22 protein-coding genes are annotated in these 21,228 nt (G+C 66.8%); 14 read left to right on the top strand and 8 right to left on the bottom strand.

Annotated elements, in window-relative coordinates:
• The first annotated feature begins 3 nt into the window (after positions 1-3).
• Complete coding sequence (locus B3098_RS26780; RefSeq protein ID WP_286900170.1) at positions 4-684, top strand: SMI1/KNR4 family protein; 681 nt, start codon at positions 4-6, stop codon at positions 682-684.
• On the opposite strand, the gene B3098_RS26775 is transcribed toward B3098_RS26780, so the two are convergent.
• Complete coding sequence (locus B3098_RS26775; RefSeq protein ID WP_175183924.1) at positions 685-1,539, bottom strand: helix-turn-helix domain-containing protein; 855 nt, start codon at positions 1,537-1,539, stop codon at positions 685-687.
• Between the two features lie 264 nt (positions 1,540-1,803).
• Here B3098_RS26775 and B3098_RS26770 point away from each other — a divergent pair, with 264 nt between their 5' ends.
• The 9 genes from B3098_RS26770 (at position 1,804) to B3098_RS26730 (ending at position 10,790) form a co-directional block, all read left to right on the top strand.
• A complete protein-coding gene (locus tag B3098_RS26770) occupies positions 1,804-2,682 on the top strand; it encodes a fumarylacetoacetate hydrolase family protein (RefSeq protein WP_286900169.1) in 879 nt (292 codons plus the stop codon).
• Entirely contained in the window at positions 2,679-3,464 is a 786-nt protein-coding gene (locus B3098_RS26765) for an alpha/beta fold hydrolase (RefSeq protein WP_286900168.1), read from the top strand. Before B3098_RS26770 ends, B3098_RS26765 begins: the two co-directional genes overlap by 4 nt.
• 135 nt (positions 3,465-3,599) lie before the next feature.
• Positions 3,600-4,916 carry a metal-dependent hydrolase family protein gene (locus B3098_RS26760; RefSeq protein ID WP_286900167.1) on the top strand — a complete coding sequence of 439 codons (1,317 nt, stop codon included), beginning with the start codon at positions 3,600-3,602 and terminating at the stop codon, positions 4,914-4,916.
• A gap of 162 nt (positions 4,917-5,078) precedes the next feature.
• Positions 5,079-6,269 carry an AMZ family class C beta-lactamase gene (blaAMZ, locus tag B3098_RS26755; protein ID WP_286900165.1) on the top strand — a complete coding sequence of 397 codons (1,191 nt, stop codon included), beginning with the start codon at positions 5,079-5,081 and terminating at the stop codon, positions 6,267-6,269.
• 301 nt (positions 6,270-6,570) lie between these two features.
• Positions 6,571-7,437: a DUF2242 domain-containing protein gene (locus B3098_RS26750; protein WP_286900164.1), complete on the top strand. Its 867-nt coding sequence runs from the start codon at positions 6,571-6,573 to the stop codon at positions 7,435-7,437.
• 105 nt (positions 7,438-7,542) lie between these two features.
• Positions 7,543-7,968: a CopD family protein gene (locus tag B3098_RS26745; protein ID WP_239213286.1), complete on the top strand. Its 426-nt coding sequence runs from the start codon at positions 7,543-7,545 to the stop codon at positions 7,966-7,968.
• A gap of 313 nt (positions 7,969-8,281) precedes the next feature.
• Positions 8,282-9,043, top strand: coding sequence for a MetQ/NlpA family ABC transporter substrate-binding protein (locus B3098_RS26740; RefSeq protein ID WP_224776696.1), 762 nt, complete (start codon positions 8,282-8,284; stop codon positions 9,041-9,043).
• Positions 9,044-9,049: 6 nt separating this feature from the next.
• Positions 9,050-10,153 (top strand): methionine ABC transporter ATP-binding protein, encoded by a 1,104-nt coding sequence (locus B3098_RS26735; protein WP_286900162.1) that lies wholly within the window; start codon positions 9,050-9,052, stop codon positions 10,151-10,153.
• A complete protein-coding gene (locus B3098_RS26730; protein WP_175123583.1) occupies positions 10,134-10,790 on the top strand; it encodes a methionine ABC transporter permease in 657 nt (218 codons plus the stop codon). The genes B3098_RS26735 and B3098_RS26730 overlap by 20 nt, the downstream gene beginning before the upstream one ends.
• Positions 10,791-10,823: 33 nt before the next feature.
• On the opposite strand, the gene B3098_RS26725 is transcribed toward B3098_RS26730, so the two are convergent.
• Positions 10,824-11,846 carry a hypothetical protein gene (locus tag B3098_RS26725; RefSeq protein ID WP_286900160.1) on the bottom strand — a complete coding sequence of 341 codons (1,023 nt, stop codon included), beginning with the start codon at positions 11,844-11,846 and terminating at the stop codon, positions 10,824-10,826.
• A 140-nt stretch (positions 11,847-11,986) separates the two neighbouring features.
• On the opposite strand from B3098_RS26725, the gene B3098_RS26720 reads away from it, so the two are divergent.
• Entirely contained in the window at positions 11,987-13,177 is a 1,191-nt protein-coding gene (locus B3098_RS26720; RefSeq protein WP_286900159.1) for a trans-sulfuration enzyme family protein, read from the top strand.
• Positions 13,178-13,261: 84 nt separating this feature from the next.
• Here B3098_RS26720 and B3098_RS26715 read toward each other — a convergent pair whose 3' ends face one another.
• Positions 13,262-13,726 (bottom strand): hypothetical protein, encoded by a 465-nt coding sequence (locus B3098_RS26715; protein ID WP_239216470.1) that lies wholly within the window; start codon positions 13,724-13,726, stop codon positions 13,262-13,264.
• A 142-nt stretch (positions 13,727-13,868) separates the two neighbouring features.
• Here B3098_RS26715 and ppk2 point away from each other — a divergent pair, with 142 nt between their 5' ends.
• Complete coding sequence (gene ppk2 / locus B3098_RS26710) at positions 13,869-15,065, top strand: polyphosphate kinase 2 (protein WP_286900157.1); 1,197 nt, start codon at positions 13,869-13,871, stop codon at positions 15,063-15,065.
• 4 nt (positions 15,066-15,069) lie between these two features.
• Here the strand turns inward: ppk2 and B3098_RS26705 are convergent, their stop codons facing one another.
• The 5 genes from B3098_RS26705 to B3098_RS26685 all read right to left on the bottom strand — a co-directional run bounded on the left by B3098_RS26705 (position 15,070) and on the right by B3098_RS26685 (position 18,218).
• Positions 15,070-15,420: a DOPA 4,5-dioxygenase family protein gene (locus B3098_RS26705; protein WP_286900155.1), complete on the bottom strand. Its 351-nt coding sequence runs from the start codon at positions 15,418-15,420 to the stop codon at positions 15,070-15,072.
• Between the two features lie 26 nt (positions 15,421-15,446).
• Positions 15,447-15,809 (bottom strand): translation initiation factor Sui1, encoded by a 363-nt coding sequence (locus B3098_RS26700; RefSeq protein WP_286900153.1) that lies wholly within the window; start codon positions 15,807-15,809, stop codon positions 15,447-15,449.
• On the bottom strand, positions 15,809-16,192 hold the full coding sequence (locus tag B3098_RS26695; protein ID WP_191575708.1) for an RNA-binding S4 domain-containing protein: 384 nt from the start codon (positions 16,190-16,192) through the stop codon (positions 15,809-15,811). The genes B3098_RS26700 and B3098_RS26695 overlap by 1 nt, the downstream gene beginning before the upstream one ends.
• 203 nt (positions 16,193-16,395) lie before the next feature.
• Positions 16,396-17,385, bottom strand: coding sequence for a tripartite tricarboxylate transporter substrate binding protein (locus B3098_RS26690; protein WP_175123575.1), 990 nt, complete (start codon positions 17,383-17,385; stop codon positions 16,396-16,398).
• Positions 17,382-18,218: an amidohydrolase family protein gene (locus tag B3098_RS26685; RefSeq protein WP_286900150.1), complete on the bottom strand. Its 837-nt coding sequence runs from the start codon at positions 18,216-18,218 to the stop codon at positions 17,382-17,384. Before B3098_RS26685 ends, B3098_RS26690 begins: the two co-directional genes overlap by 4 nt.
• A gap of 133 nt (positions 18,219-18,351) precedes the next feature.
• On the opposite strand from B3098_RS26685, the gene B3098_RS26680 reads away from it, so the two are divergent.
• The gene (locus B3098_RS26680) at positions 18,352-19,239 is read left to right on the top strand and encodes a LysR family transcriptional regulator (protein ID WP_175123573.1); all 888 of its coding nucleotides are present in this window, start codon (positions 18,352-18,354) and stop codon (positions 19,237-19,239) included.
• A 132-nt stretch (positions 19,240-19,371) separates the two neighbouring features.
• Complete coding sequence (locus B3098_RS26675; RefSeq protein ID WP_286900148.1) at positions 19,372-21,207, top strand: ABC transporter ATP-binding protein/permease; 1,836 nt, start codon at positions 19,372-19,374, stop codon at positions 21,205-21,207.
• The last annotated feature ends 21 nt before the right edge of the window (positions 21,208-21,228 follow it).

Raw genomic sequence — 21,228 nt, 5'->3', positions numbered from 1 at the left:
CAGATGGCGACGTTTGCCGAACTGGCCGAGGATTGCGGCGTGGCATTGCCCGGGATGCTGGCCCGGCTGATCGACGCCGGGCGCACCGGCTATGGCGAGGACAGCGCAGTGTGGCGCGCTGACTGGAAGGGCAACACGCTGGCCGCGCGGCCCGTGCTGTCCTGCATGGATGACCTGGAGTGGATCGATGCGCATCAGGCGCGGGAAACCGCCGAGGAATGGCTCAATCCCGGCTATCAGCACGGCAGGCGCTTTCTGCCGTTTGCAGAGTCCGGCGCGGGCGATGCCTATTGCCTGACGCCAACGGCGGGCGGCGGCGTGGGCGTTGCGCTCGTCTGGCATGACAGCGGCGATGCGCGCGTGGCGTGGGCATCGTTCGAGGCGTTTGTGTTCGACGCGCTGGTGCGTAGCGCGGCGGACGTGGGGCATCTTGTCGAGGATGGCCTCACGGCGGCCGAGGCGGTGGCTTGTGTCGTGGCGAACATCAACGCATTGAAGGAATACCTGCCGCCGGTGATGCAGGCCGAACTGGACCGGTTGATGGCGGATGCCCCGCCAGCGCCGGCGGACGGGGCGACGGTTTGGATCGATGAAGCGTCCGCTAGCGCGGCGTTGGCGCTGTTGCCGGTGGCAGAAGATGCGCCTTTTGAGGTGGTGCCGCGCTGGGAGTGCGGAGAAGCGTAGTCAGGGAATCCCCGTCAGCAGATGCGGCGCAGACCCGGAGGCCGCACGCCGGAAGCGCGACGGCGACACACCCATGTGATCGCGAAAGAACCGCGAGAAATTTCCAGGCGTCGAAAACCCAAGGTCCATCGCGACCGAGGTCAGCGGCTGTTCCTGCTGGACCAGCCTGCGCACGGCCTCCTCCACGCGCACCGCGCTCCAGAACACCTGCGGCGTGGTGTTGAGCTGGTCGCGGAAGAGCGCAAAGAAGTGGCCTCGCGACAGCCCCACCTTGCTGGCGATATCTTCCACGGCAACCGGTTCGTGGACGTTTTCGCGCATGTACAGGATGGCAGTGCGAAGCCGCCGGTCCAGCGTCTGCGGGCGGGCGGCCGCGCCGGGCGGGCGGCTGGTCTGGGAGGACGATTCGATCGCTGCCTGCAGCAGGGCCTCGACCTCGGCGTCGATGTCGGCGCGCGGATGGTCCTGCGGCGCGACGATCTTGTCCAGCAGGCTCCAACAGCCCTGGCGCACGGCCGGGTCGATGGGCACGCCGGGCGCGGTGAAATGAAACGGGCGGCCGGTGGCGGCGCGGCGCTCGTCCAGCCAGGGCTTGGCGATGTACAGAACAAGGAAGACGGCCGGTCCCGAGCGGTCGAGCAGGCGGGCGTCATGGGATTCATAGGTGTTGGTGCCGAGCGCAAGATGTTCGCTGTAGGGCACCAGTTTCGAGCCGACGTGCGCCTCGGCTCTTGCGCCGCCCAGCCACAGGGCAAGCTGCACTTCCGCATGTGCATGCGCAATCAAATCCCCGCGCAGCTCCAGCACGACCGCGCGGCCGAACGCGCCTTCGTGCAAGGCGTAAGTCTCTTGCATGATCTGTCTCCCAGTTTCTGATCGGGCGATGCGCGCGCACTCGCCTCGCCGTGGCCACCTGTCCGCCGGGGCCTTCTGCGGGAATTTTATGGGCGTGGTTTCGGGCTTTGCCGGGCTCTAGGTGTATACACCTATCACGCCATCTGACTCTGCGATAAGTTGCCGCACCGAACGATAAGCGCGGCCGTGCCGGCGCTTCTAAAGTCGTGCTGACGGCGAGGCATGAACCGCTCGCCCATTTTCAGAAGCATGAAGGAGACTGCGGTGCGGATTGCAAGTTATTTGATGAATGGAGAGCCCGGCGTCGGCCTGGTGTCGGACGACGGCCTGTCGGTCGCGCCGCTGGCGCTTGATGAGGCGGGCAGGCAGCTCGGCGCGCAGGCCGTGATCGACCTGTTGACGGCGGGCCGCCCGCTGCCCGACACGTTGGCGCCGCTGCGCCTGTCCGACGTCGACCTGCGGGCGCCGCTGCCCCGGCCGCGGCGCAACGTGTGGTGCGTGGGGCGCAACTACCATGCGCATGCAAAGGAGTTGTCTGCGTCCGTCTTCAAGGACAACGACGCCAATCCGGAATCGTGGCCCATTGTCTTTACCAAGGTGCCGGAATGCGTGGTGGGACCGCACGCGCAGGTTCTGCTGCCGGTCGGCGTGTCCGCGCAGATCGACTACGAGGCCGAGCTGGGCGTAGTCATCGGCAAGACGGGCAAGAACATCGCGCGCGGTGCGGCGATGGAACACGTCTTCGGCTACACCGTCATCAACGATGTCACCGCCCGCGACGTGCAGATGCGGCATCAGCAATGGGACATGGGCAAGTCGTTCGATACCTTCTGTCCGATGGGGCCGTGGATCGTCACCGCGGATGCGTTCGATGGGACGAGAACGCGCGTGCGCTGCTGGGTCAACGGCGAACTTCGGCAGGACGGTCCCACGGAAAACATGATCTTCGACATCCCGGCTTTGATCGAAACGATCTCGCGCGGCATCACGCTGTACCCGGGCGACGTGATTGCCACCGGGACGCCGGCGGGTGTCGGCATGGGCCTGACGCCGCCCCGGTATCTGGCAACCGGCGACGTGGTGCGCGTGGAGGTGGAAGGGCTGGGCAGCATCGAGAACGAATTCGTGGAGAAGGCGTCATGACGACAACGACGATCAATGGCCTGACGGTGGAAGTCGACGGCGACGGGCCCGCATTGCTGTGCATCCACGGGCTGGGCGGTTCATCCAACACCTGGACGCCGCTGATGGGCGCGTTGACGGGGTATCGCGTCATCCGTCCGGATCTGCCGGGGAGCGCCAGGTCGCCTTTGCCGGATGGCGAACTGTCCATCGCGGGCTATGTGGATGCGCTGGTCGCGGTGCTGAAAGCGCTGGACTGCGGCGCGGTGCACGTTGCGGCGCATTCGTTGGGGACCATCGTCGCGCAGCATCTGGCGTTGAAGGAACCGGCCCGGGTCCGGTCGCTGGTGCTGTTCGGGCCGCTGGCCGAACCGCCGGAGGCGGGGAGGCCGGGCATCCGGGCACGCGCGGCGCTGGCCCGGCAGGGCGCGCCTGCCATGCAGGAGATCGCCGATGCCATCGTCAAAGGCGCCACCAGCCGCCGCACCAAGGCGGATCTGCCGGCGGTGCTGGCCCTGGTCCGCGAAAGCGTGATGCGGCAGCCGCCGGACGGGTATGCGCAAAGCTGCGAAGCGCTGGCCGACGCGAAGTCTGCCGATCTTGAACGCCTGGACGTGCCGGTGCTGCTGGTGACGGGGGACGAGGACGGCGTGGCGCCACCAGCGAACGTGCAGGTGATGGCAGGGCGTATCCCGGGCAGCCGCTGCAACATCGTGCCGGACTGCGGGCACTGGACCACGTTTGAGCAGCCGGGTGCCTGCATCGAAGCGTTCCAGGCGTTTCATTCGGGCCTGGTCCGGTGAGGCGCGGCTGACTGCCAGGCTCGCCGTACCTGGTCCGCAGCACCGGCTTCGCAGCATCGATCCGCAGCACCGATTTCGCATCAACACTTTTCATAAAAAAATTCCGGCCCTGCGCGGGCCAGGAGGAGACTACGCATGTCCAAAATCGCAATTACCAATGCCGTCATCTTTGACGGAAGCGGCGACGACGTCTTTGACGGAGAGATACTCATCGACGGCGGCCGCATCGTCGAGGTGGCGCGCCTGCCCGAACGCGTCAATCGGGACGGCGCCCGCGTCATCGATGGCAAAGGCCGGTTCCTGATGCCGGGCATGACTGAGGCGCACACGCATTTCTCGTGGAATGACCAGCCCACGCTGGCGGCAATTCAGTTCATGCCGCCCGAAGAGCACATCCTGTGGTGTGTCCGCGTGGCCAAGCGCTATCTGGAAATGGGGTGGACGTCCGCCATCGGCGCGGCCGCCGCCAAGCCGCGGCTGGATGTGGTGCTGCGCAATGCGATCGAGGCCGGCGAGTGCCCCGGTCCGCGCTACCTGGCCGGCAGCCAGGAGATCACGACCATCGGTGCGCTAGGCGACAACACGTTGCCGCACATGCACTTCGAAGAGCTGAGCTTTGGCAGCGTCTGCAGCGGTCCCGAGGAGATTCGCCGCTCGGTCCGCACGTTCATCAAGTACGGCGTCGATCACCTGAAGATCAATCTGTCGGGCGAGTACATCGCTGGCCTGCCGGCCGAGATGTCGCCTTTCGCGGAAGACGAGATCGCCATGCTGGCGTCGGAGGCCAAGCGGTACGGCAAGCGGATCGCGGCCCACGCGCGGTCCAGCGAATCGGTCAAGCAATGCGTGCGCCACGGCATCGAAATGGTCTATCACGCCAGCTTCGCGGACGACGAAGCGCTGGACATGCTGGAGGCCAACAAGGACAAGCATTTCGTCGCGCCGGGCATCGGCTGGCTGGTCCGTACCGCTTATCATGCGTCCGACTACGGCATCACGCCCGCCATAGCCGAAAGCATGGGCTACAAGCGCGAGCTGGAAATCGCCGCGGAGAGCCTGCGCAAGATGCACAAGCGCGGCATACGCATCCTGCCGGGCGGCGACTACGGATTCGCCTGGATGCCGCACGGCACGAATGCCAACGACCTCCAATACTTCGTTGACTACATCGGCATGACGCCGGTCGAGGCGCTGGTCGCGGCCACGCGGCTGGGTGGGCAGATCATGCAGCGGCCTGAAGAATTGGGGATGCTGCGGCCCGGGTACCTGGCGGACGTCGTCATGGTGGACGGCAATCCGCTGCACGACCTGTCCCTGCTGGTCGACCCGGCGCGGATCGTGCTGGTGCTGAAGGATGGGAAGGTCTGCAAGGACACGTGTGGCACGGAGCAGGAAGGCACGGCGCTTTTGAACCCGGCCCAGCCGCTGCGTGCGGAGCCGGCCTTGGCCTGAGGCAGAGCGCGGGGCGAAGGGAAGAAGGGGTCCCATTGCCTGGCGCTACGGCCATCGCAGGAAGGGAAATTGCGCCAGACGGGACGCGCGTCGCGGTACGATTCGACATCGCCGCGCCGCCCGTCCTGCCGGCTCGTTTGTCCCCCTCCCTGAGAACGCTGCATGAACACCCGTAGACACCTCTGCGCCGGCCTGCTTTGCGCCGGCCTTCTTACTGCCGTGTCCGGTCCCGCCCTTGGCCGCTCTGAATTGCCTTACATCGACAGCGTCGTGAACGAAGCGGCCCGCGCGGTCATGCGGCGGCACGACATCGCGGGCATGGTGATCGCCGTCACGCATCAGGGCCGCCAGCGCTTCTACACCTACGGCGTCGAGTCGCTGGAAACGCGGCGCGCGGTCAATCGGGACACGCTCTTCGAGCTGGGGTCGATCAGCAAGACCTTCACCGCGACGCTTGCCACCTATGCGCAGGCCAAGGGCCTTTTGACACTGACCGACAGTCCGGCGCGGTTCGTGCCCGAGCTTGCCGGCACCGCGTTCGCCAAGCTGACGCTGGTGAACCTGGCCACGCACACCACGGGCGGCTTCCCGTTGCAGGTGCCCGACGACGTGCGCGACAACGCGCAACTGATGCAATACCTGAAGGCATGGAAGCCCGAGCATGCGCCGGGCACGTATCGGACGTATGCCAACCCCAGCATCGGCATGCTGGGCGTCGTGGCCGCCGCCAGCATGAAGCAGCCGCTTTCGCAGGCGATGGAAAAGGACCTGTTTCCGAAGCTGGGCCTGTCCAGCACGTATATCAATGTGCCCGCCGCCAAGATGTCGCGCTATGCGCAGGGCTACAACAAGCAGGGCGCGCCGGTGCGCGTAAATCCCGGCGTGCTCGCGGCCGAGGCCTACGGCGTCAAGTCCAGCGCGCGCGACATGCTGCGCTACGTTGAAGCCAGCATGGACATGGACGTACTGGACAAGGACATCCGCCGCGCGCTCGCCGACACCCACGTCGGCTATTACCAGGTGGGCGGCATGACGCAGGACATGGCGTGGGAACAGTTTCCGTATCCGGTGGCGCTGGACACGCTGCTGACGGCCAACGCCGGCACGCTGAACAGCCAGAGCCATCCGGCCCAGGCGCTGCAACCGCCGTTGACGCCGCTGGCCGAGAGCTGGATCAACAAGACAGGCTCGACCAACGGCTTTGGCGCCTATGTGGCGTTCGTGCCCGCGCGCAAGTTGGGCATCGTCATTCTGGCCAATCGCAACTATCCGAACGAAGCGCGCGTGCGCTTGGCGGCGGAAATCCTGGGCGAACTGGACGAGCAGCCGTCCTCGGCCCGCGCCGCGCGTTGATTGCGGGTTTGCGCCGCACGCCGGCAGCAGGCCCGCGGCGCATAGGCATGGTTCAGGAACGTGTGCACTGACGCGTTGCGAAGGGTGTTGCGCGCGGGCCATGGAATGGCGCGCCGATTTCGATACGAATTACGACGTTTGCGGGTACGGGATGCGCGTCGGTACGCAGGGAGAACCGCTTTTTGCGGTTATGCCCGGCCGCTCGAAGCTGTTTCAACATATCTCCGGCTCATTCCGTCCCCAATAAATTGGTGACTTTCTTGCCCGATAATGCAGGTCGTCGCCCCATGCCGGACCTCTCATGCCTCGCGTCACCCGCCGTTTCGTCTTCCCCGTGTTTGTCTCCGTGACGGCCGTCCTGGCCGGATGTTCTTCCCCCAAGCCCGTCTATGAACGCGAGGACTTCGCGCAAACGGATACCTATTCGCGCAGCGTTCCGGCGGCCAGCAACGCCGCGTGCGATGCGGGCCGGCGCGCCTTGCTCAGCCAGGGCTATCTCATCGACAAGTACGAGCCGTCTCGCGTCACCGGCCACAAGAACTTCGAGGGCGAGGACGGGCAGCATACGCAGATCAGCTTCAACGTCGAGTGTGCATCGGACGGCAGTGCGAGCGACCGCACAACCGTATTTGCGAACGCCGTGCAGGACCGCTATTCGATCAAACGCACCGGCAACTCGGCCAGCGTGGGCGTCAGCGTGTTGGGCCAGGTCTCCATGCCATTTGGCGGCAGCGACGATTCGCTGGTCAAGACCGCCAGCCAGACGGTGACGCGGCCCAAGTTCTATGACGGGTTCTTCCAGTTGCTGCAGCGGTTCCTGCCGGATGCGCAGGCGGCTGCCGCGCCGCATGAGCCGCCCGTGCGGACGAAGGGCGCCGCGCCCAAGCCCGCCCCGGCGCCCGCACCTGCTGACCCGGTGGTGGCGCCGGATGCGCCGGCGGATACGCTGAACCCGACGGAGGCTGGCGGTGCGGCGCCTGCGAAGACGCCGGGTGCCGGTTCGCCTGCCGCAGGGGCGCCTGCCGCAGGATCGCCTGCCGCAGGTTCGCCTGTCCAAGGGGCGCCGGCTGCCGGATCGGCCACGGAAAAAGCGCCCGCAGCAGCGACGCCCGATACGCGTTCGCCTGCCGCCCCAGCCACGCCGCCCGCGCCGCAGTCCGGCAACTAACGCCCCACACCCTGCCGCATCGACCGCCGCCCAGTTTGCCGTATCGCAAACTGCCTGCGCGCACGCGCCGCAAGGGTCTTCCAGCGAGCGGCGATAATGCCGCGCATGACATATCAACTCCTCAAAATGGCCCACGTCGCGGCCGCGGTCGCGTGGCTTTGCGGCTCGCTCTTCGTTGCCCTGTTTCTTCTGACCTCGCAGCCGCAGGAAGGCGAAGACGCGCCGAAGGAACGCAAGATGCTCCATGCGCTGCGCCGCTGGACGCTCTACGTCACCACGCCCGCCATGGTCATCACCTGGCTCATCGGCCTGCATCTGGCCATGACGTTCGGGTGGTTCGCGATGAACTGGATCTGGATCAAGGTGGCCTTTGCGCTGAGCCTGTCGGGGTTGCTCGGCATGCAAAGCGCATCGCTGCGGCGCATGGCCGGCGGCAGCGGCAAGCGGCCACCCCTGATCGATCTGCAGGCGCCTTATGTCGTGCTGGCGGCGACGGCCATCGTGACGCTGGCCGTGGTCAAGCCGTTCTGATGGACCCGGCCTGATCGACCCGGCCTGACTGCACGTTCGGCACCGCGCCGGCGCGCCATATGCCAACGCGCCATATCCAAAAAAACCCGTAATAACGACTCAACCAACTATTCGTTCGCGCGCATAAGCCCCGTCCCTAGAATCGTCTCTCTCATAACTGCGTTGACTTAGAGGCGATTCCATCATGACTATCCGTATTCTTGCCGCCGGGGCTTCCGTGGATGCAGGCGTTTCCCAAGGCGCGCAGCAATCGCGCATCGCATGGACGCCGCTGTTCAAGCGCCTCTTGGGCGCCGTGCTGGCCTCGGCCGCCATGTTCCACGGCCCGGCGTTCTCGGCAGACCCCAAGCCGCTCAAGGTGGGTGTGCGCGGCGGCGTGGACGAGCAGATCTGGGAAGTGGTGACGCAGGTGGCCAAGAAAAACGGACTGGCCGTCGAGCCGGTCGTCATCACCGGCACCGCCAGCCCGAACGAAGCGCTGAACAACGGCGACCTGCAAGCCAACGCTTTCCAGCACATTCCCTTCCTGAACGACCAGATCAAACAGCGCGGCTACAAGCTGGTGCCGGTCGCCAACACGCTGATCTCTCCCATCGCGTTCTATTCGAAGAAATACAAGTCGCTCAAGGACTTGCCGGATGGCGCGAAGGTCGGCATTCCCAACGACCCCAGCAACCAGACGCGCGCGCTGGTCATCCTGCGCGACCAGGGCCTGATCACGCTGAAAGACGGTTTCGACCCGGCCACCGGCACCGCCACGCTGGCCGACGTGACGTCCAATCCCAAGAAGCTCAACTTCGTGGAAAGCGCATCGGTCGTGCTGGCGCGTTCGCTGCCCGACGTGGACACCGCGGCCATCGTCAACAGCTTTGCGTACCAGGCCGGGCTGATCGCCACGCGCGACGGCATCGCGGTCGAGAAGAAAGAAAACAATCCATACGTGAACATCATCGTCGTGCGCGAGAAGGACAAGGACGCGCCGTGGGTGCCCGCGCTGGTCAAGGCGTATCACTCGGAAGAGGTTCGCCAGTTCATCCTGACCAAGTTCGAAGGTTCGGTGATTCCGGTCTTCTAAGCCAAGATGCAACGCGAACTTTCCCTGGCCGCGGACGCGGCCGGCGCAGCGCCATCGCCGGCGCGCGACGCGCACATCGTGTTCGAAAGCCTGCAAAAGCAATACCAGGGCTCGGCAGGCCCAGTCGCGGCGCTGTCGGACGTGTCGTTTTCGATTGCGCGCGGCGAGGTCTTCGGCATCATCGGCCGCAGCGGCGCGGGCAAGTCGACGCTGCTGCGCTCGATCAACATGCTGGAACGTCCCAGCGCCGGCCGTGTGCGGGTGGACGGCGTGGACGTGGGCAGCCTGGACGAGGATGCGCTCGTCGGCTTGCGCCGGCGGATCGGCATGATCTTCCAGCACTTCAATCTGTTGTCCGCCAAGACGGTGGCCGAGAACGTCGCGCTGCCGCTACGCGTGGCCGGCGTGAAGCCCGCCGCGGCGCGGGCGCGGGTCGAAGCGCTGCTTGAGATGGTGGGCCTGCGGGACAAGGCCGACGTGTATCCGTCAAAGCTGTCCGGCGGCCAGAAGCAGCGCGTGGGCATTGCGCGGGCGCTGGTCCACGAGCCCGAGATCCTGCTGTGCGACGAGGCGACCTCCGCGCTCGATCCCGAAACCACGCAGTCGATCCTGGGCCTGCTGCTGGACATCAACCGCAAGTTGGGCCTGACTGTCGTGCTGATCACGCACGACATGGCCGTGATCCGCGAGGTCTGCCACAACGTGTTGGTGCTGGACGGCGGCCGCAACGTCGAACTGGGCGAAGTGTGGCGCGTGTTCGGCAACCCCCAGGCCGACGCCACGCGCGCCCTGCTGCGGCCGTTGCAGCACGATCTGCCAGCGGACCTGGCGGCCAAGCTGGTGCCCGACCTGCAAGGACGCCCCGGCGTCGCGGTGCTGCGCCTGCGCTTCACCGGACAGGACCGGCCGGAGGGCGTGTCGCTTCAGGCGCTGGCGGCAATGGGACCGGGCGCCACGCTGCTGCACGGCGGACTGGACCGGCTGCGCGGCCATGCGCAGGGCAGTCTGCTGGTGTCCGTGCCCGCGCACGCGCTACAGGAAGAGGCCGCGCGCGCCGCGCTGGTGGCCGATCAGATCAAGGTGCTGGGCTATGTCACTACCGATGCTTGACAAGTACCTGCAGGCGTTCCTGCAGACCCTGACGATGGTGAGCATTTCCGCCGCCATCGCCATCGCGACCGGCCTGGCGCTGGCCGTGGTGCTGACCATCACGGCGCCCGGCAATCTCTACCCGCGTCCGCGGTTCAACAAGGCGCTGTCGATCACGGTCAACACGTTCCGCGCCATCCCGTTCATCATCCTGCTGGTGGCGATGCTGCCGTTCACGCGCTTTCTGGTCGGCACGACGCTGGGCACATGGGCTGCGATCGTGCCGCTGTCGGCCAACTTGATTCCATTCTTTGCGCGCATTGCGCAGGTCAGCCTGAACGACGTGGACCCCGGTCTGGTCGAGGCGGCGCGCGCCATGGGCTGCCGGCGTTGGCACATCGTGCGGCACGTGCTGCTGCCCGAGGCGCTGCCGGGCATCATCGGCGGCATGACGGTCAGCGTCATCGCCATGATCAACGCGTCGGCGATGGCGGGCGCGGTGGGGGCGGGCGGCCTGGGCGACCTGGCGATCCGCTACGGCTACGAGCGCTACGAGACCCGGGTGATGTTCGAGGTGATCGTCATCCTGATTGCGCTGGTGTCGATTGTGCAGTTCACCGGCGAGTGGCTGTCACGCCGCGCCGACCACAAGCGGTGAACGATGCGAGCCGCGCGCGTGACATCATCCGGTTCAGCGCAACGGCGCTTGCGGCATGGCGGCCAGGGACTGCGTCGCCAGCTTCTCCTGCTCGCCGGCCAGCCGGTTGACGGCGTCCTGATGCTGATGAAAGCGCGCCAGGTCGGCGTCGCGGCCGAACATCAGCTCGTCGCGGTCCGCGTACCAGAACTGCCGGTTGTCATCGAGCAGCGTGATCATCATCCCGAACTCGTGCAGGATCTGCGTTTCCAGGTCCCAGACGCGCGCCAGCTTTTCGGTGCTGGCCGCCCGCGAGTCCTGCAGCGCCTTCAGGATCTTGTCCTTTTCCGGCTCTGCGATGGTCAGCGAACGCACCAGCGCCGGCATGCCGTCCAGCACTTCCATGCTTTGTTCGCGGTACCCCGGTACAAGCTTTTCTGCCTGTTCCAGGATCAGGCGGCTTTCGATCAGGCCCGAGTCGCGCGCCAGCCGCCGGGCGTCGAACAGCTTGGGCAAGCCGATTTCCTTGAGTTCCTGCAGGTAGGCGCGATGCTGCGCCAGCCGTTTGCCCGCGATGGTCTTCATGGCCCGTTCCATTTCGCCGTACGGGCCCGTGGCTTTGGGCGAGGGGTCGATGGCGGGCACGTCTTCGGGCGCGCCACTGCCGCCGCCGGCCTGCAGGCGCAGCGCGTCGATGGCTTTGCGGATTTCGGTGTTGGCAATGTCGCGCTGGCGGTTGTCGTGGTTGCGTTCGGCAAGCGGCCCGGCCACGGCGGCCAGCAGAAATACCCCCGTGCCCAGCATGATGCGCAAGCGGTTGCGCGGCGTGCGAAAGCGCTTCCAGATCGAAAAGACCCCCAGGACGACAAACGGCAGGAGGCCCAGCAGGATGGCCCCGCCGAAGGCCAGCTTGGCCACGTCCAGCATGGTGGCGGGCCGGCTGCTGTAGACCGCCCACGCCAGCACCCCGGAATAGACCAGACAGGTGGCGGCCTTGAGCAGCGAGCCGGGTTGGGGCGGTGTCGCGGGGGGAACCGCCGGGCCGGCGGCCGTGGCGGGCGCTTGCGGGTCGTTCATGTCGCGCACGAAAACGGGGATACGGCGTTTGACTGTAAAGACTCGCTTCGGCCCCGTCAATGCCGCGGGCTGGCGGCAATTTCCGATTTCCAGGCAGGCGCGATGCGCCCCTGCACCCACCCATGACAGGAGTGAACACCATGACCGACCCCGCGCAGCAGGGTTTTGCGACCCGCGCCATCCACCTGGGCTACGACCCGCTGGACGAACAGGGCGCGCTGTCGCCGCCGCTGTATCTGACGTCCACCTACACGCAGGACAGCATCGAGGCCTTCGACCGGATCCGGCTCGGCGAGGCCCAAGGCTATGTCTACGGCCGGACGCGGAATCCGACGCAGGCGCTGCTGGAAGAGCGGCTGGCATCGCTGGAAGGCGCCGAGGCCGGCGTGGTCACGGCGTCGGGCATGGCGGCCATTTCGGCCACCCTGTTCTCGCTGCTGCAAAGCGGGGACGAGATCGTGGTCGACCAGATCGTCTATGGCACGGCCTTCACGCTGTTCACGCAGGGGCTGTCCCGATTCGGCGTGCGCGCCGTCTTCGCGGATTTCACCCAGCCGCAGTCCGTGGCCGCGGCCATCGGCCCCAAGACCCGGGCGGTGTACTTCGAGACCCCCGCCAACCCGAATCTGCGCCTGGTGGACATTGCGGCCATCTCGGCCATCGCGCGTGGCAAGGGGCTGCTGACCATCGTCGACAACACCTTTGCCACGCCGGTGCTGCAACGGCCGCTTGAGCACGGTGCTGACATCGTGCTGCATTCGGCCACCAAGTACCTGGGCGGGCACGGCGACCTGCTGGCGGGCGCGGTGGTGGGCCGCAAGCAGCACATCGACGCCATCCGGCTGCAAGGTCTGCGCTATTTCACGGGCGCGACGCTGTCGCCGTTCACGGCGTTCCTGGTGCTGCGAGGTATCAAGACGCTGGAGCTGCGTGTGCAGCGCCATAGCGAGTCCGCGCTGAAGGTGGCCAAGCTGCTGCGCGAGCATCCGGCGGTGGCCGACGTGTTCTATCCGGGCCTGCCCGGCACTGCCGGCGCCGACATTGCGCAGCGCCAGCAGGCGGCGGGCGGCGGGCTGGTGGCTTTTGAGCTGAAGGGTGGCCTTGCGGCGGGAAAGACGCTGCTGAACAGCCTGAAGCTGGCGCGCATCGCGGTCAGCCTGGGCGATCCCGAGACGCTGATCCAGCATCCGGCGTCGATGACGCATGCTAGCTACTCGGCCGAGGACCGCGAACGCTATGGGCTGTCGGAAGGCCTGCTGCGGCTGTCGGTCGGGCTGGAAACGCCGGCGGACATTCTGGCGGATCTCAAGCAGGGGCTGGATCGCGTGTAGCCGGGCCGGGCATCGGTTCTGCTGTCGAGGATAGCAATCAACGAGACGCAAAGGGCGGCAATCACGACGTCGAGGGGGCGGCGATCATGCCGGCGATGACGGCTGTTCCTCGGAAACGTCGCGCCGCCATGCCACCCATTCGCCTTCCCCTTCGTAATGGCGCAGGCCGCGCGCGGCGGTCGCCAGCCCCGCCCGCAGCACGTCCATGTCGAGTCCCGGCATGTTGCGAAGCAGGGCGGGCGGCAGGTCGTTGATATCCAGCACGCGCTCGTCGAACTCCATCCGCATCAGCCCGCCGTCTTCGTTGGCCACGCGAACGAACCACAGGCTTTCCATGTAGTCGCCAAACCAGGGATCCGGATAGATCGCCTGGGTGAACGCGAAGCCGAACTCGTGCACGTCGCGCCAGGGCCAGAACTGCTGCAGTCCCATGGCGCGTGCCAGCTCGCCCGACCGCGTGAGGCCGGCGTCATCAAAGCGCACGATTTCCTGCAAGGGATCTTCGGCCGGTGGCGGACCGGCAAACCATCGCTTGATGCGTGACCACATGGCGTCGCGAATGAGGGGATGAGGGACGTGCAGTGTAATGGGGCCGGGTTCGTGAAAAAATGTTACAACCGTTGATCCCCTTCAATCTCGCGTGCCGTGGCGCACGTTAGGGTTTGACGTTTGCGCAGCAAGGACAGGACCAATGACCGACAAGACATCGCCAGCCCCCGATCAAGACGCCCCGCCGGCGCCCGCCAAGCGGTCCAGCAGCGGCCAAGGCGCCGCCAAGCGTACGGCAAGCACGCGCCGCGCGCCCGTCACGCCCGCCGCCAAGGGTGTAGCGAAGCCGGCCAGCGTTGCAGGGGCCGCCATCGACCCCGCCGTTGAACCGGCCCTTGAATTGCGCAAGCGCGTGGCCGCGCGGCAGGACGCGGCGCGGCAGGAGACCGCGGCGGTGCTGGCCGATATCGCCAGCCGCTACACCATCGGCAATCCGGGCGAGGCGCACGCGGCGCTGCGCACCGTCATCGACGCGCTGTCGCCCGACGACGCGCAGGCGGTGCATCGTGCGCTGCTGGAAGCCAACCGTCAGACCCCGGGCGCGCGCCGCAATCCCGACGACGAGCTGGCCGGAGATTGGCGCGAGGGCGTCTATCCGTATCGTCACCGCATGCTGCGGCGCAATTACGAAAAGCAGAAGTACAAGCTGCAGGTCGAACTGCTGAAACTGCAGGCGTGGGTCAAGGCCACCGGCCAGCGTGTCGTGATCCTGTTCGAGGGGCGCGACGCCGCGGGCAAGGGCGGCACGATCAAGCGCATGATGGAACACCTGAATCCGCGCGGCGCGCGCGTGGTCGCACTGGAAAAGCCGTCCGATACCGAAAAGGGCCAGTGGTACTTCCAGCGTTACGTGCAACACCTGCCGACCGCCGGCGAGATCGTCATGTTCGATCGCTCCTGGTACAACCGCGCCGGCGTCGAACGCGTGATGGGCTTTTGCTCGCAGGACGAATACCTGGCGTTCCTGCGCCAGACGCCCGATTTCGAGCGCCATCTGGTCAGTAGCGGCATCACGCTGATCAAGCTGTGGTTTTCGGTCAGCCAGGAAGAACAGCGCAGCCGCTTCCAGCAACGCAAGGTGCATCCGCTCAAGCAATGGAAGCTGAGCCCGGTGGACCTGGCATCGCTGGACAAGTGGGACGACTACACGCGCGCCAAGGAAGCCATGTTTGCCCACACCGACACCGCCGACGCGCCGTGGATCGTGGTCAAGTCCGACTGCAAGAAGCGCGCCCGTCTGAACGCCATGCGTTATGTGCTGAGCCGCCTGCCTTACGAGGGCAAGAGCGACGACCCGCAGATGGCGATCGACTCGCTGATCGTGGGCCGGGCGCTGTAAGGCTTCAGCCGCCCAGCGCAGTCAGGTTCAATACGTGGCTGCGTCCGATCCACACGGCGCAGTCGCGGTGGTCGCGCAGCGAATGGCCGGTGTTCGGGTGCATGAAGACATCCAGCGCGCCGTGGTTCAGCGTGAGCCACGTTGCGATCTCGGCCAGTTGCTGCGGGTCAAAGGCAATCTGGTAGCTCCATTGCGGATGCGGACCCACGGGGCGCTCATGGAAGCGCCCCATTTCCATCTTGCCGTCAAACGTCGCGACGATCCGTTCGCGCAGGGCGAACGCGGTGTCGCGGCTTGCCGCGTCGAAGTACACATGGGCATGCCAGCTCGCGACGTCGGTCACGGAAATTTCCATCGTTCTGTCCTGATACCTGATACGGTTCAGCCGCCCGCGCGCTTGGCGCGGTGGCCCTGTTTCGTCAACGCGTCGAGGATGCGGTCGCAGTGGTCGCCCTGCACCTCGATCACGCCGTCCTTGACGGTGCCGCCCGAACCGCACGCGGTCCGCAGTTGCTTGCCCAACGCGTTCAAGGCGTCGGGCGCCAGCGCCAGTCCGCGCACCAGCGTCACGCTCTTGCCGCCGCGGCCCTTGGTTTCACGCGAGACCCGCGCCACGCCGTCACCCGCCGCGACTTTCGCGGCCGCTGCCTTGCATTGACATTGCGCGACGGGCTGACGGCATTGCGGGCACATGCGCCCGGTTTCGGTGGAATAGACCAGGCCGCCGGTTGCGGCGCGCTTCATCAGGATTTGCCCCGCATCTGGTCGATGAGACGGCGGTCACGCTTGGTGGGCCGCCCCGCTTCGATGCCCAGTGCCGGCTCCGGCGCGAGGCGGCGCATTTCGGCGGCGCGTTCGCGGGCGGCCACGCTGTCGGGCGTCTCTTCGTACAGTTGGCGCGCAACCGGGGCAGGCCCGCGCACGCCGCTGACGGCCACGACGCGCACCTGCACGGCGGGGTCTTCCTTGCGTACCGTGATCACATCGCCCGCGCCGACCTCGCGCGCGGGCTTGGCGGGCTGTCCGTTCACGAACACGCGGCCCTTGCCGATTTCATCCGAAGCCAGGCTGCGCGTCTTGTAGAAGCGCGCCGCCCAAAGCCATTTGTCGAGCCGGATCTTGTCCATCCTGCGGGTTCCTGCGGTGAAGCTGGTCAAGGCGTCATGATAGCGCCGCCCGGAGACCGGAGGCGCCGGCGGGCATGGCATGCACCCGCGCGCGCGTCGCCAACCGTTGCCGCAATGGCGACCGCGCAGGGCAAAAAAAGCGGCGCCCCGAAGAGCGCCGCAAACCGGCTACGCGGTGTCCGGGCCGTGGGGCCCGGCAGTACTCAATCCAGCTTCAATCCAGCTTCCTTCACGACGCGCTGCCACTTCTCGATTTCGGCGCGGCGGAACGTGTCCAGTTCGGCGGGCGTGGAGCCGATGGGCTCGGCGCCGATGCCGGCAAGCTGCTCGGCAATCGTAGGATCCTTCAGCACCTTGGCCAGCGCCTGCGAGACCTGCTCGACGATGGCGGGCGGCGTGCCGGCCGGGGCGAACACGGCGTTCCATTCGTAGGTCTCGTAGCCCGGCACGCCCGACTCGGCGATGGTGGGCAATTCGGGTGCGGTCTTGGAGCGTTCCAGCCCGCCAACGGCCACGGCGCGCAGCTTGCCGTTCTTCACGTGCTGCCAGGCCGAGCCCATGCTTGCGAACATGACGGGGACCTGGCCCGACATCACGTCGATCATGGCCGGGCCGCCGCCCTTGTACGCGACGTGCTGCAACTGCGTCTTGGCCAGCAGGTTGAACAGTTCACCCGCCAGGTGCTGGGCGGAGCCGGGGCCGGCCGACGCGAAGTACACCGGCTCCTTGGCATCGGGCTGACCGAGCTTGATCAGGTCGCCGACCGACTTCACTTCATACGACGGCGTCACGACCAGCACGTTCGGCACGCGCAGCAGCAGCGACACGGGCGCGAAGGCCGACAGCGTGTCGAACTGCATCTTGCTGTGCAGCGCGGGGTTCTGCGCGTGGTTGGAAGCGTCCAGCATCAGCGTGTAGCCGTCGGGCTGGGCCTTGGCGACGACCGCGCCGCCGATCATGCCGCCGGCGCCGCCGCGGTTTTCGATGACGACGGGCTGGCCGAGTTCAGCCGCGAGCTTCGGGCCGATCAGGCGGGCGACCACGTCCACGGTGCCGCCGGGCGGGTAGGTCACGACTAGCGTGACGGCGCGTTCGGGGTAGGCGGCGTGCGCGGCGCCAGCAGCGCCAGCCAGCAGGCCGGCGGCGGCGAACAGCGCGCTACGGTGCGCCAGGCGTTTGAACAGAGGGGTCATGGAGCGTCTCCTTGGAATTGGAATAGCCGCAACGGCGTGTCGGCGAGTACGGCGCGCCGTTGCGCGGGGTCGTCGATCCAGGCGTCCAGCCACTGCGTCGCGGCGGGATAGGACGCCAGGTGGCGATGTTCGGTATGGGGCCAGTCGCTGCCCCACATCAGGCGTTCAGGGGTGTAGGCGTCCAGCAATTGCTGCGTGGCCAGACGGCCGACCGCGGCGCAGGCCGGCGCCGCCCAGTTGCGGTACGGCGCGGCCAGCTTGACCCAGATCCGGCCGCTGTCCGCCTGGCGCAGCAGGTATTGGAAGCCTGCGTCCAGGACGCCGAGCGCGGGATCCGGGCGGCCGAAATGGTCGACAACGATGCGGCAGCCGGCCGCCAGCAAGGCCGGCAACACGCCGTCCAGGCGCGCGGCTTGCAAGTGCACTTCAACGTGCCAGTTCAGGGCATTGACGCGGGCCAGCAGCACCTGCCACGCCGGCGTCTGCAGCGCGGGCGTGTCCAGGCCGAAAAGGTTCAGACGGATGCCGACCACGCCGGCGTCGGCCAGGGCCTGCAGTTCGGATTCGCTGGCATCCTGCGCCACGACGGCCACGCCGCGCAGGCGGGCGGGGGCGGCGCGCAGCGCCTCGACCAGATGGCTGTTGTCCGTGCCCAGGAAACTGGGCTGCACCAGGACGCCGTGGGTCAAGCCGTGCGCGTCCAGCAGCCCCAGGTACTCGGCCAGCGTGGCGTCGTAGTCGGGCGTGTGACGGCGCGTGTTGGCCAAGGCGAGGCCTTGGTGAAACACGTGGGCGTGGGTGTCGACGGCGGCGCCTGGAATCGGCGAGGGCAAAGCGGTCTCCTCATGCGGCGCGCCGCTCTCTCGGAACGGCGACGCGCTATGTAGTGTTCTGTAAGTCGGGATTCTAGGAAGTCGGGGTATAGTTTTCCATTCTGGAAAGGCGCATTAAATATATTGGAACGATATGGAAACCCGGCATCTGCGGTACTTCCTGGCAGTGGTTGACCACGGCAGCGTGAGCCGCGCCTCGGACTGGCTGGGCATCGCGCAGCCGGCGCTGAGCCAGGCGTTGACGCGTATGGAGAAAGACCTGGGCGTGCGCCTGTTCGAGCGGTCGCGGCAGGGCACGACGCCCACGCCCGCCGCGCAGGCCATCCTGGAGGACGTGCGCGCCAGCGTCGCCCGCATTGATGCGGCGGCCCGGCGCGCCAGGGAGATCGGGCGGGGCAGCGCGGGCCAGTTGACGGTGGGACTCGTGTCCTCGGCGCTCTTTGACACCTTGCCCCGCGCGCTGCGTCAGATGCGCAAGCAGGCGCCCGGCGTGCGCATCATCCTGCGTGAAATGAGCAACGCCCAACAGGCCGAGGCTTTGCAGACCGGCGACATCGACATCGGCCTGATGCACACGCCCGTGGCCGTCGGCGGCCGCATGCGAGAGCGCCAGCTGTTGCGCGACCGGCTGGTGGCCGCCGTGCCCGACGAATTCGAGGTCGATGCCGACGGCCAGGTGTCGATGGCGCAGATCGCGCAGGCCGGCCTGGTGATGTACCCGCAGACGCAACTGCCGGCATTTTATGCGGCCATCCTGGATGCCATGCGCAAGGGCGGCCACGATGCGCACGTGAACCAGGAAGCGAGCCTCACGCTGACGGTGCTGTCGTGCGTGGCGGGCGGTTGCGGCGTGGCCTTGCTGCCCAGCTGGATCCGGTCCATGGGATTTCGGGGCGTCCGCTTTTGCGAAGTGCGCGATGGCGAGCGTCTGCCCAGCTTCGACTTGAGCGCGATCTGGCCGGCGCGCAGCGTGCCGACGCTGGCGGATCTGTTCGCCAATCTGGATCTCAGATCCGAATAAGAGCGTCACGTCTTTCAACGGCCCTTCAACGTCCTTCAATCAGGCTTAAGCCAGGCTTAAAACCGCGTTTTTGCCGGAACTGCCGTCGATCCCGCCGTCTAACCAGGAACGTCTTTGCGAGGTTCCGGGCTTATGGATCTGAATTGGCAGCAGCAACTCGCGGAAAGCGCCCTGTGGCTCGTGCGCGCATTCGGCATCTCCGCCGTCGCGCTGGCGCTCGTCACGCTCGTCCTGACCCGCACCACCGTCTGGGGCCGCAAATTCTGGCGGCTGGCCTGGCCGTATCTCACGCCCCGCCGCAGTTGGCGTCCGATGCTGACGCTGGCGCTGCTGCTGTTCCTGGCGATGTTCGCAGTGCGCATGACGGTGCTGTTCTCGTTTTGGTACAACGGGTTCTATAGCGCCCTGCAGGCGCTGGATCAGGCCGTCTTCTGGCACTTTCTGGGCATTTTCGCCGTGCTCGCCACCGTGCATGTGGTGCGCAGCCTGGCCGACAGCTATGTGGGGCAGGCCTTCGACATCCATTGGCGCGTCTGGCTGAATGATCGGCTGACGCGCGACTGGCTGGGCGCGGGCGCCTACTACCGCGGACACTTCCTGGCCGAACCCGTCGACAACCCCGACCAGCGGATCGAGCAGGACATCGCGCAGTTCGTGACGGGCTCGCGCACGCTGGCCATCGGCGCGCTGAGCGCGATCGTGTCGCTGGTGGCCTTCACGTCGATCCTGTGGGGGTTGTCGGGTCCGCTGACGCTCGGCGGCGTCGAAATCCCGCGCGCCATGGTGTTCGTGGTGTACCTGTACGTCATCGTCGCCACGTGGCTGGCCTTCAAGATCGGGCGTCCGCTCATCAAGCTGAACTTCCTGTCCGAGCGTCTGACCGCCAACTTCCGTTATGCGCTGGTGCGTCTGCGCGAGAACGCCGAAAACGTCGCGTTCTACCAGGGCGAGGAAGTCGAGCGCGCGACCCTGTGGACCCGCTTCACCTCCTACATCGCCAATCTCTGGCAGCGCGTGTACCGGGGCTTGAAGTTCGACGGCTTCAACCTGTCGGTCAGCCAGATCGCGGTGGTGTTTCCGTTCATCCTGCAGGCGCCGCGTTTCTTCAGCGGGGCAATCAAACTGGGCGATGTCATGCAGACGTCGCAGGCGTTCGGGCAGGTCCAGGAATCGCTGTCGTTCTTTCGCAGTTCGTACGACACCTTCGCGCAGTACCGCGCCACGCTGGATCGTCTGAACGGATTCCTGGATGCCAACGAGGCCGCGCGCGCGCTGCCGCAGGTGCAGACGCAAGCCCTGCCGGATGGGCTGCAGATCGAAGGCCTGAACGTGTCGCGCCCGGATGGCGCGCGTCTTCTGGAAAACCTGAACCTGCGCCTGCATCCCGGTCAGGCCCTGCTGATCAAGGGGCCGTCGGGTAGCGGCAAGACGACCTTGCTGCGCGCGCTGGCGGGCCTGTGGCCGTATGCCAGCGGCGAGGTGCGGCGGCCGCAAGGCGAGTCCGCGTTGTTCCTGTCGCAGCGGCCTTATCTGCCGCTGGGCGACCTGCGAGGCGCGGTGGCGTATCCGGGACTGGCGCAGCCGGCCGACGACGCGCGTCTGGCCGACGCGCTCAGGCAGGTCAACCTGGGACATCTGGCCAGCCGGCTCGACGAGGTGCACGACTGGTCGCGCGTGTTGTCGCTGGGCGAGCAGCAGCGCATCGCGTTTGCGCGCGTGCTGTACAACCGGCCGGCGCTGGTGTTTCTGGACGAGGCCACTTCGGCCACGGACGAAGGACTGGAACACATGCTGTACAGCCTGCTGCGCGACGCGTTGCCGGACAGCATGCTGGTCAGCGTGGGCCATCGCAGCACGCTGGACGCTTTCCATACGCAGCGGCTGGATCTGGATGGAACGGGCCGATGGAAGGTCGGCCCGATGCCGGCGTCGCGTCACGGCGATGCGCTGCGGCGGGCGGCGGCCTGAAGGACTGCGCTACAAATGCAA

The organism is Achromobacter sp. UBA2119 (assembly GCF_002331005.1).
Taxonomy (GTDB): domain Bacteria; phylum Pseudomonadota; class Gammaproteobacteria; order Burkholderiales; family Burkholderiaceae_B; genus Achromobacter; species Achromobacter animicus.
Note: the sequence above shows the minus strand (reverse complement) of the source record. Positions and strands in the feature narration are given on the sequence as shown.

What these genes read in the sequence shown, in the direction of transcription:
- B3098_RS26740 (WP_224776696.1), top strand. Translation starts at nt 8,282, where the DNA reads ATGTTCCACGGCCCGGCGTTCTCGGCAGACCCCAAGCCGCTCAAGGTG.
- B3098_RS26750 (WP_286900164.1), top strand. Translation starts at nt 6,571, where the DNA reads ATGCCTCGCGTCACCCGCCGTTTCGTCTTCCCCGTGTTTGTCTCCGTG.
- B3098_RS26745 (WP_239213286.1), top strand. Translation starts at nt 7,543, where the DNA reads ATGACATATCAACTCCTCAAAATGGCCCACGTCGCGGCCGCGGTCGCG.
- B3098_RS26705 (WP_286900155.1), bottom strand. Translation starts at nt 15,420, where the DNA reads ATGGAAATTTCCGTGACCGACGTCGCGAGCTGGCATGCCCATGTGTAC.
- B3098_RS26725 (WP_286900160.1), bottom strand. Translation starts at nt 11,846, where the DNA reads ATGAACGACCCGCAAGCGCCCGCCACGGCCGCCGGCCCGGCGGTTCCC.
- B3098_RS26675 (WP_286900148.1), top strand. Translation starts at nt 19,372, where the DNA reads ATGGATCTGAATTGGCAGCAGCAACTCGCGGAAAGCGCCCTGTGGCTC.
- B3098_RS26695 (WP_191575708.1), bottom strand. Translation starts at nt 16,192, where the DNA reads ATGGACAAGATCCGGCTCGACAAATGGCTTTGGGCGGCGCGCTTCTAC.
- B3098_RS26735 (WP_286900162.1), top strand. Translation starts at nt 9,050, where the DNA reads ATGCAACGCGAACTTTCCCTGGCCGCGGACGCGGCCGGCGCAGCGCCA.
- B3098_RS26760 (WP_286900167.1), top strand. Translation starts at nt 3,600, where the DNA reads ATGTCCAAAATCGCAATTACCAATGCCGTCATCTTTGACGGAAGCGGC.
- B3098_RS26715 (WP_239216470.1), bottom strand. Translation starts at nt 13,726, where the DNA reads ATGTGGTCACGCATCAAGCGATGGTTTGCCGGTCCGCCACCGGCCGAA.
- B3098_RS26700 (WP_286900153.1), bottom strand. Translation starts at nt 15,809, where the DNA reads ATGAAGCGCGCCGCAACCGGCGGCCTGGTCTATTCCACCGAAACCGGG.
- B3098_RS26775 (WP_175183924.1), bottom strand. Translation starts at nt 1,539, where the DNA reads ATGCAAGAGACTTACGCCTTGCACGAAGGCGCGTTCGGCCGCGCGGTC.
- B3098_RS26780 (WP_286900170.1), top strand. Translation starts at nt 4, where the DNA reads ATGGCGACGTTTGCCGAACTGGCCGAGGATTGCGGCGTGGCATTGCCC.
- B3098_RS26765 (WP_286900168.1), top strand. Translation starts at nt 2,679, where the DNA reads ATGACGACAACGACGATCAATGGCCTGACGGTGGAAGTCGACGGCGAC.
- ppk2 (WP_286900157.1), top strand. Translation starts at nt 13,869, where the DNA reads ATGACCGACAAGACATCGCCAGCCCCCGATCAAGACGCCCCGCCGGCG.
- B3098_RS26680 (WP_175123573.1), top strand. Translation starts at nt 18,352, where the DNA reads ATGGAAACCCGGCATCTGCGGTACTTCCTGGCAGTGGTTGACCACGGC.
- B3098_RS26730 (WP_175123583.1), top strand. Translation starts at nt 10,134, where the DNA reads ATGTCACTACCGATGCTTGACAAGTACCTGCAGGCGTTCCTGCAGACC.
- B3098_RS26690 (WP_175123575.1), bottom strand. Translation starts at nt 17,385, where the DNA reads ATGACCCCTCTGTTCAAACGCCTGGCGCACCGTAGCGCGCTGTTCGCC.
- blaAMZ (WP_286900165.1), top strand. Translation starts at nt 5,079, where the DNA reads ATGAACACCCGTAGACACCTCTGCGCCGGCCTGCTTTGCGCCGGCCTT.
- B3098_RS26720 (WP_286900159.1), top strand. Translation starts at nt 11,987, where the DNA reads ATGACCGACCCCGCGCAGCAGGGTTTTGCGACCCGCGCCATCCACCTG.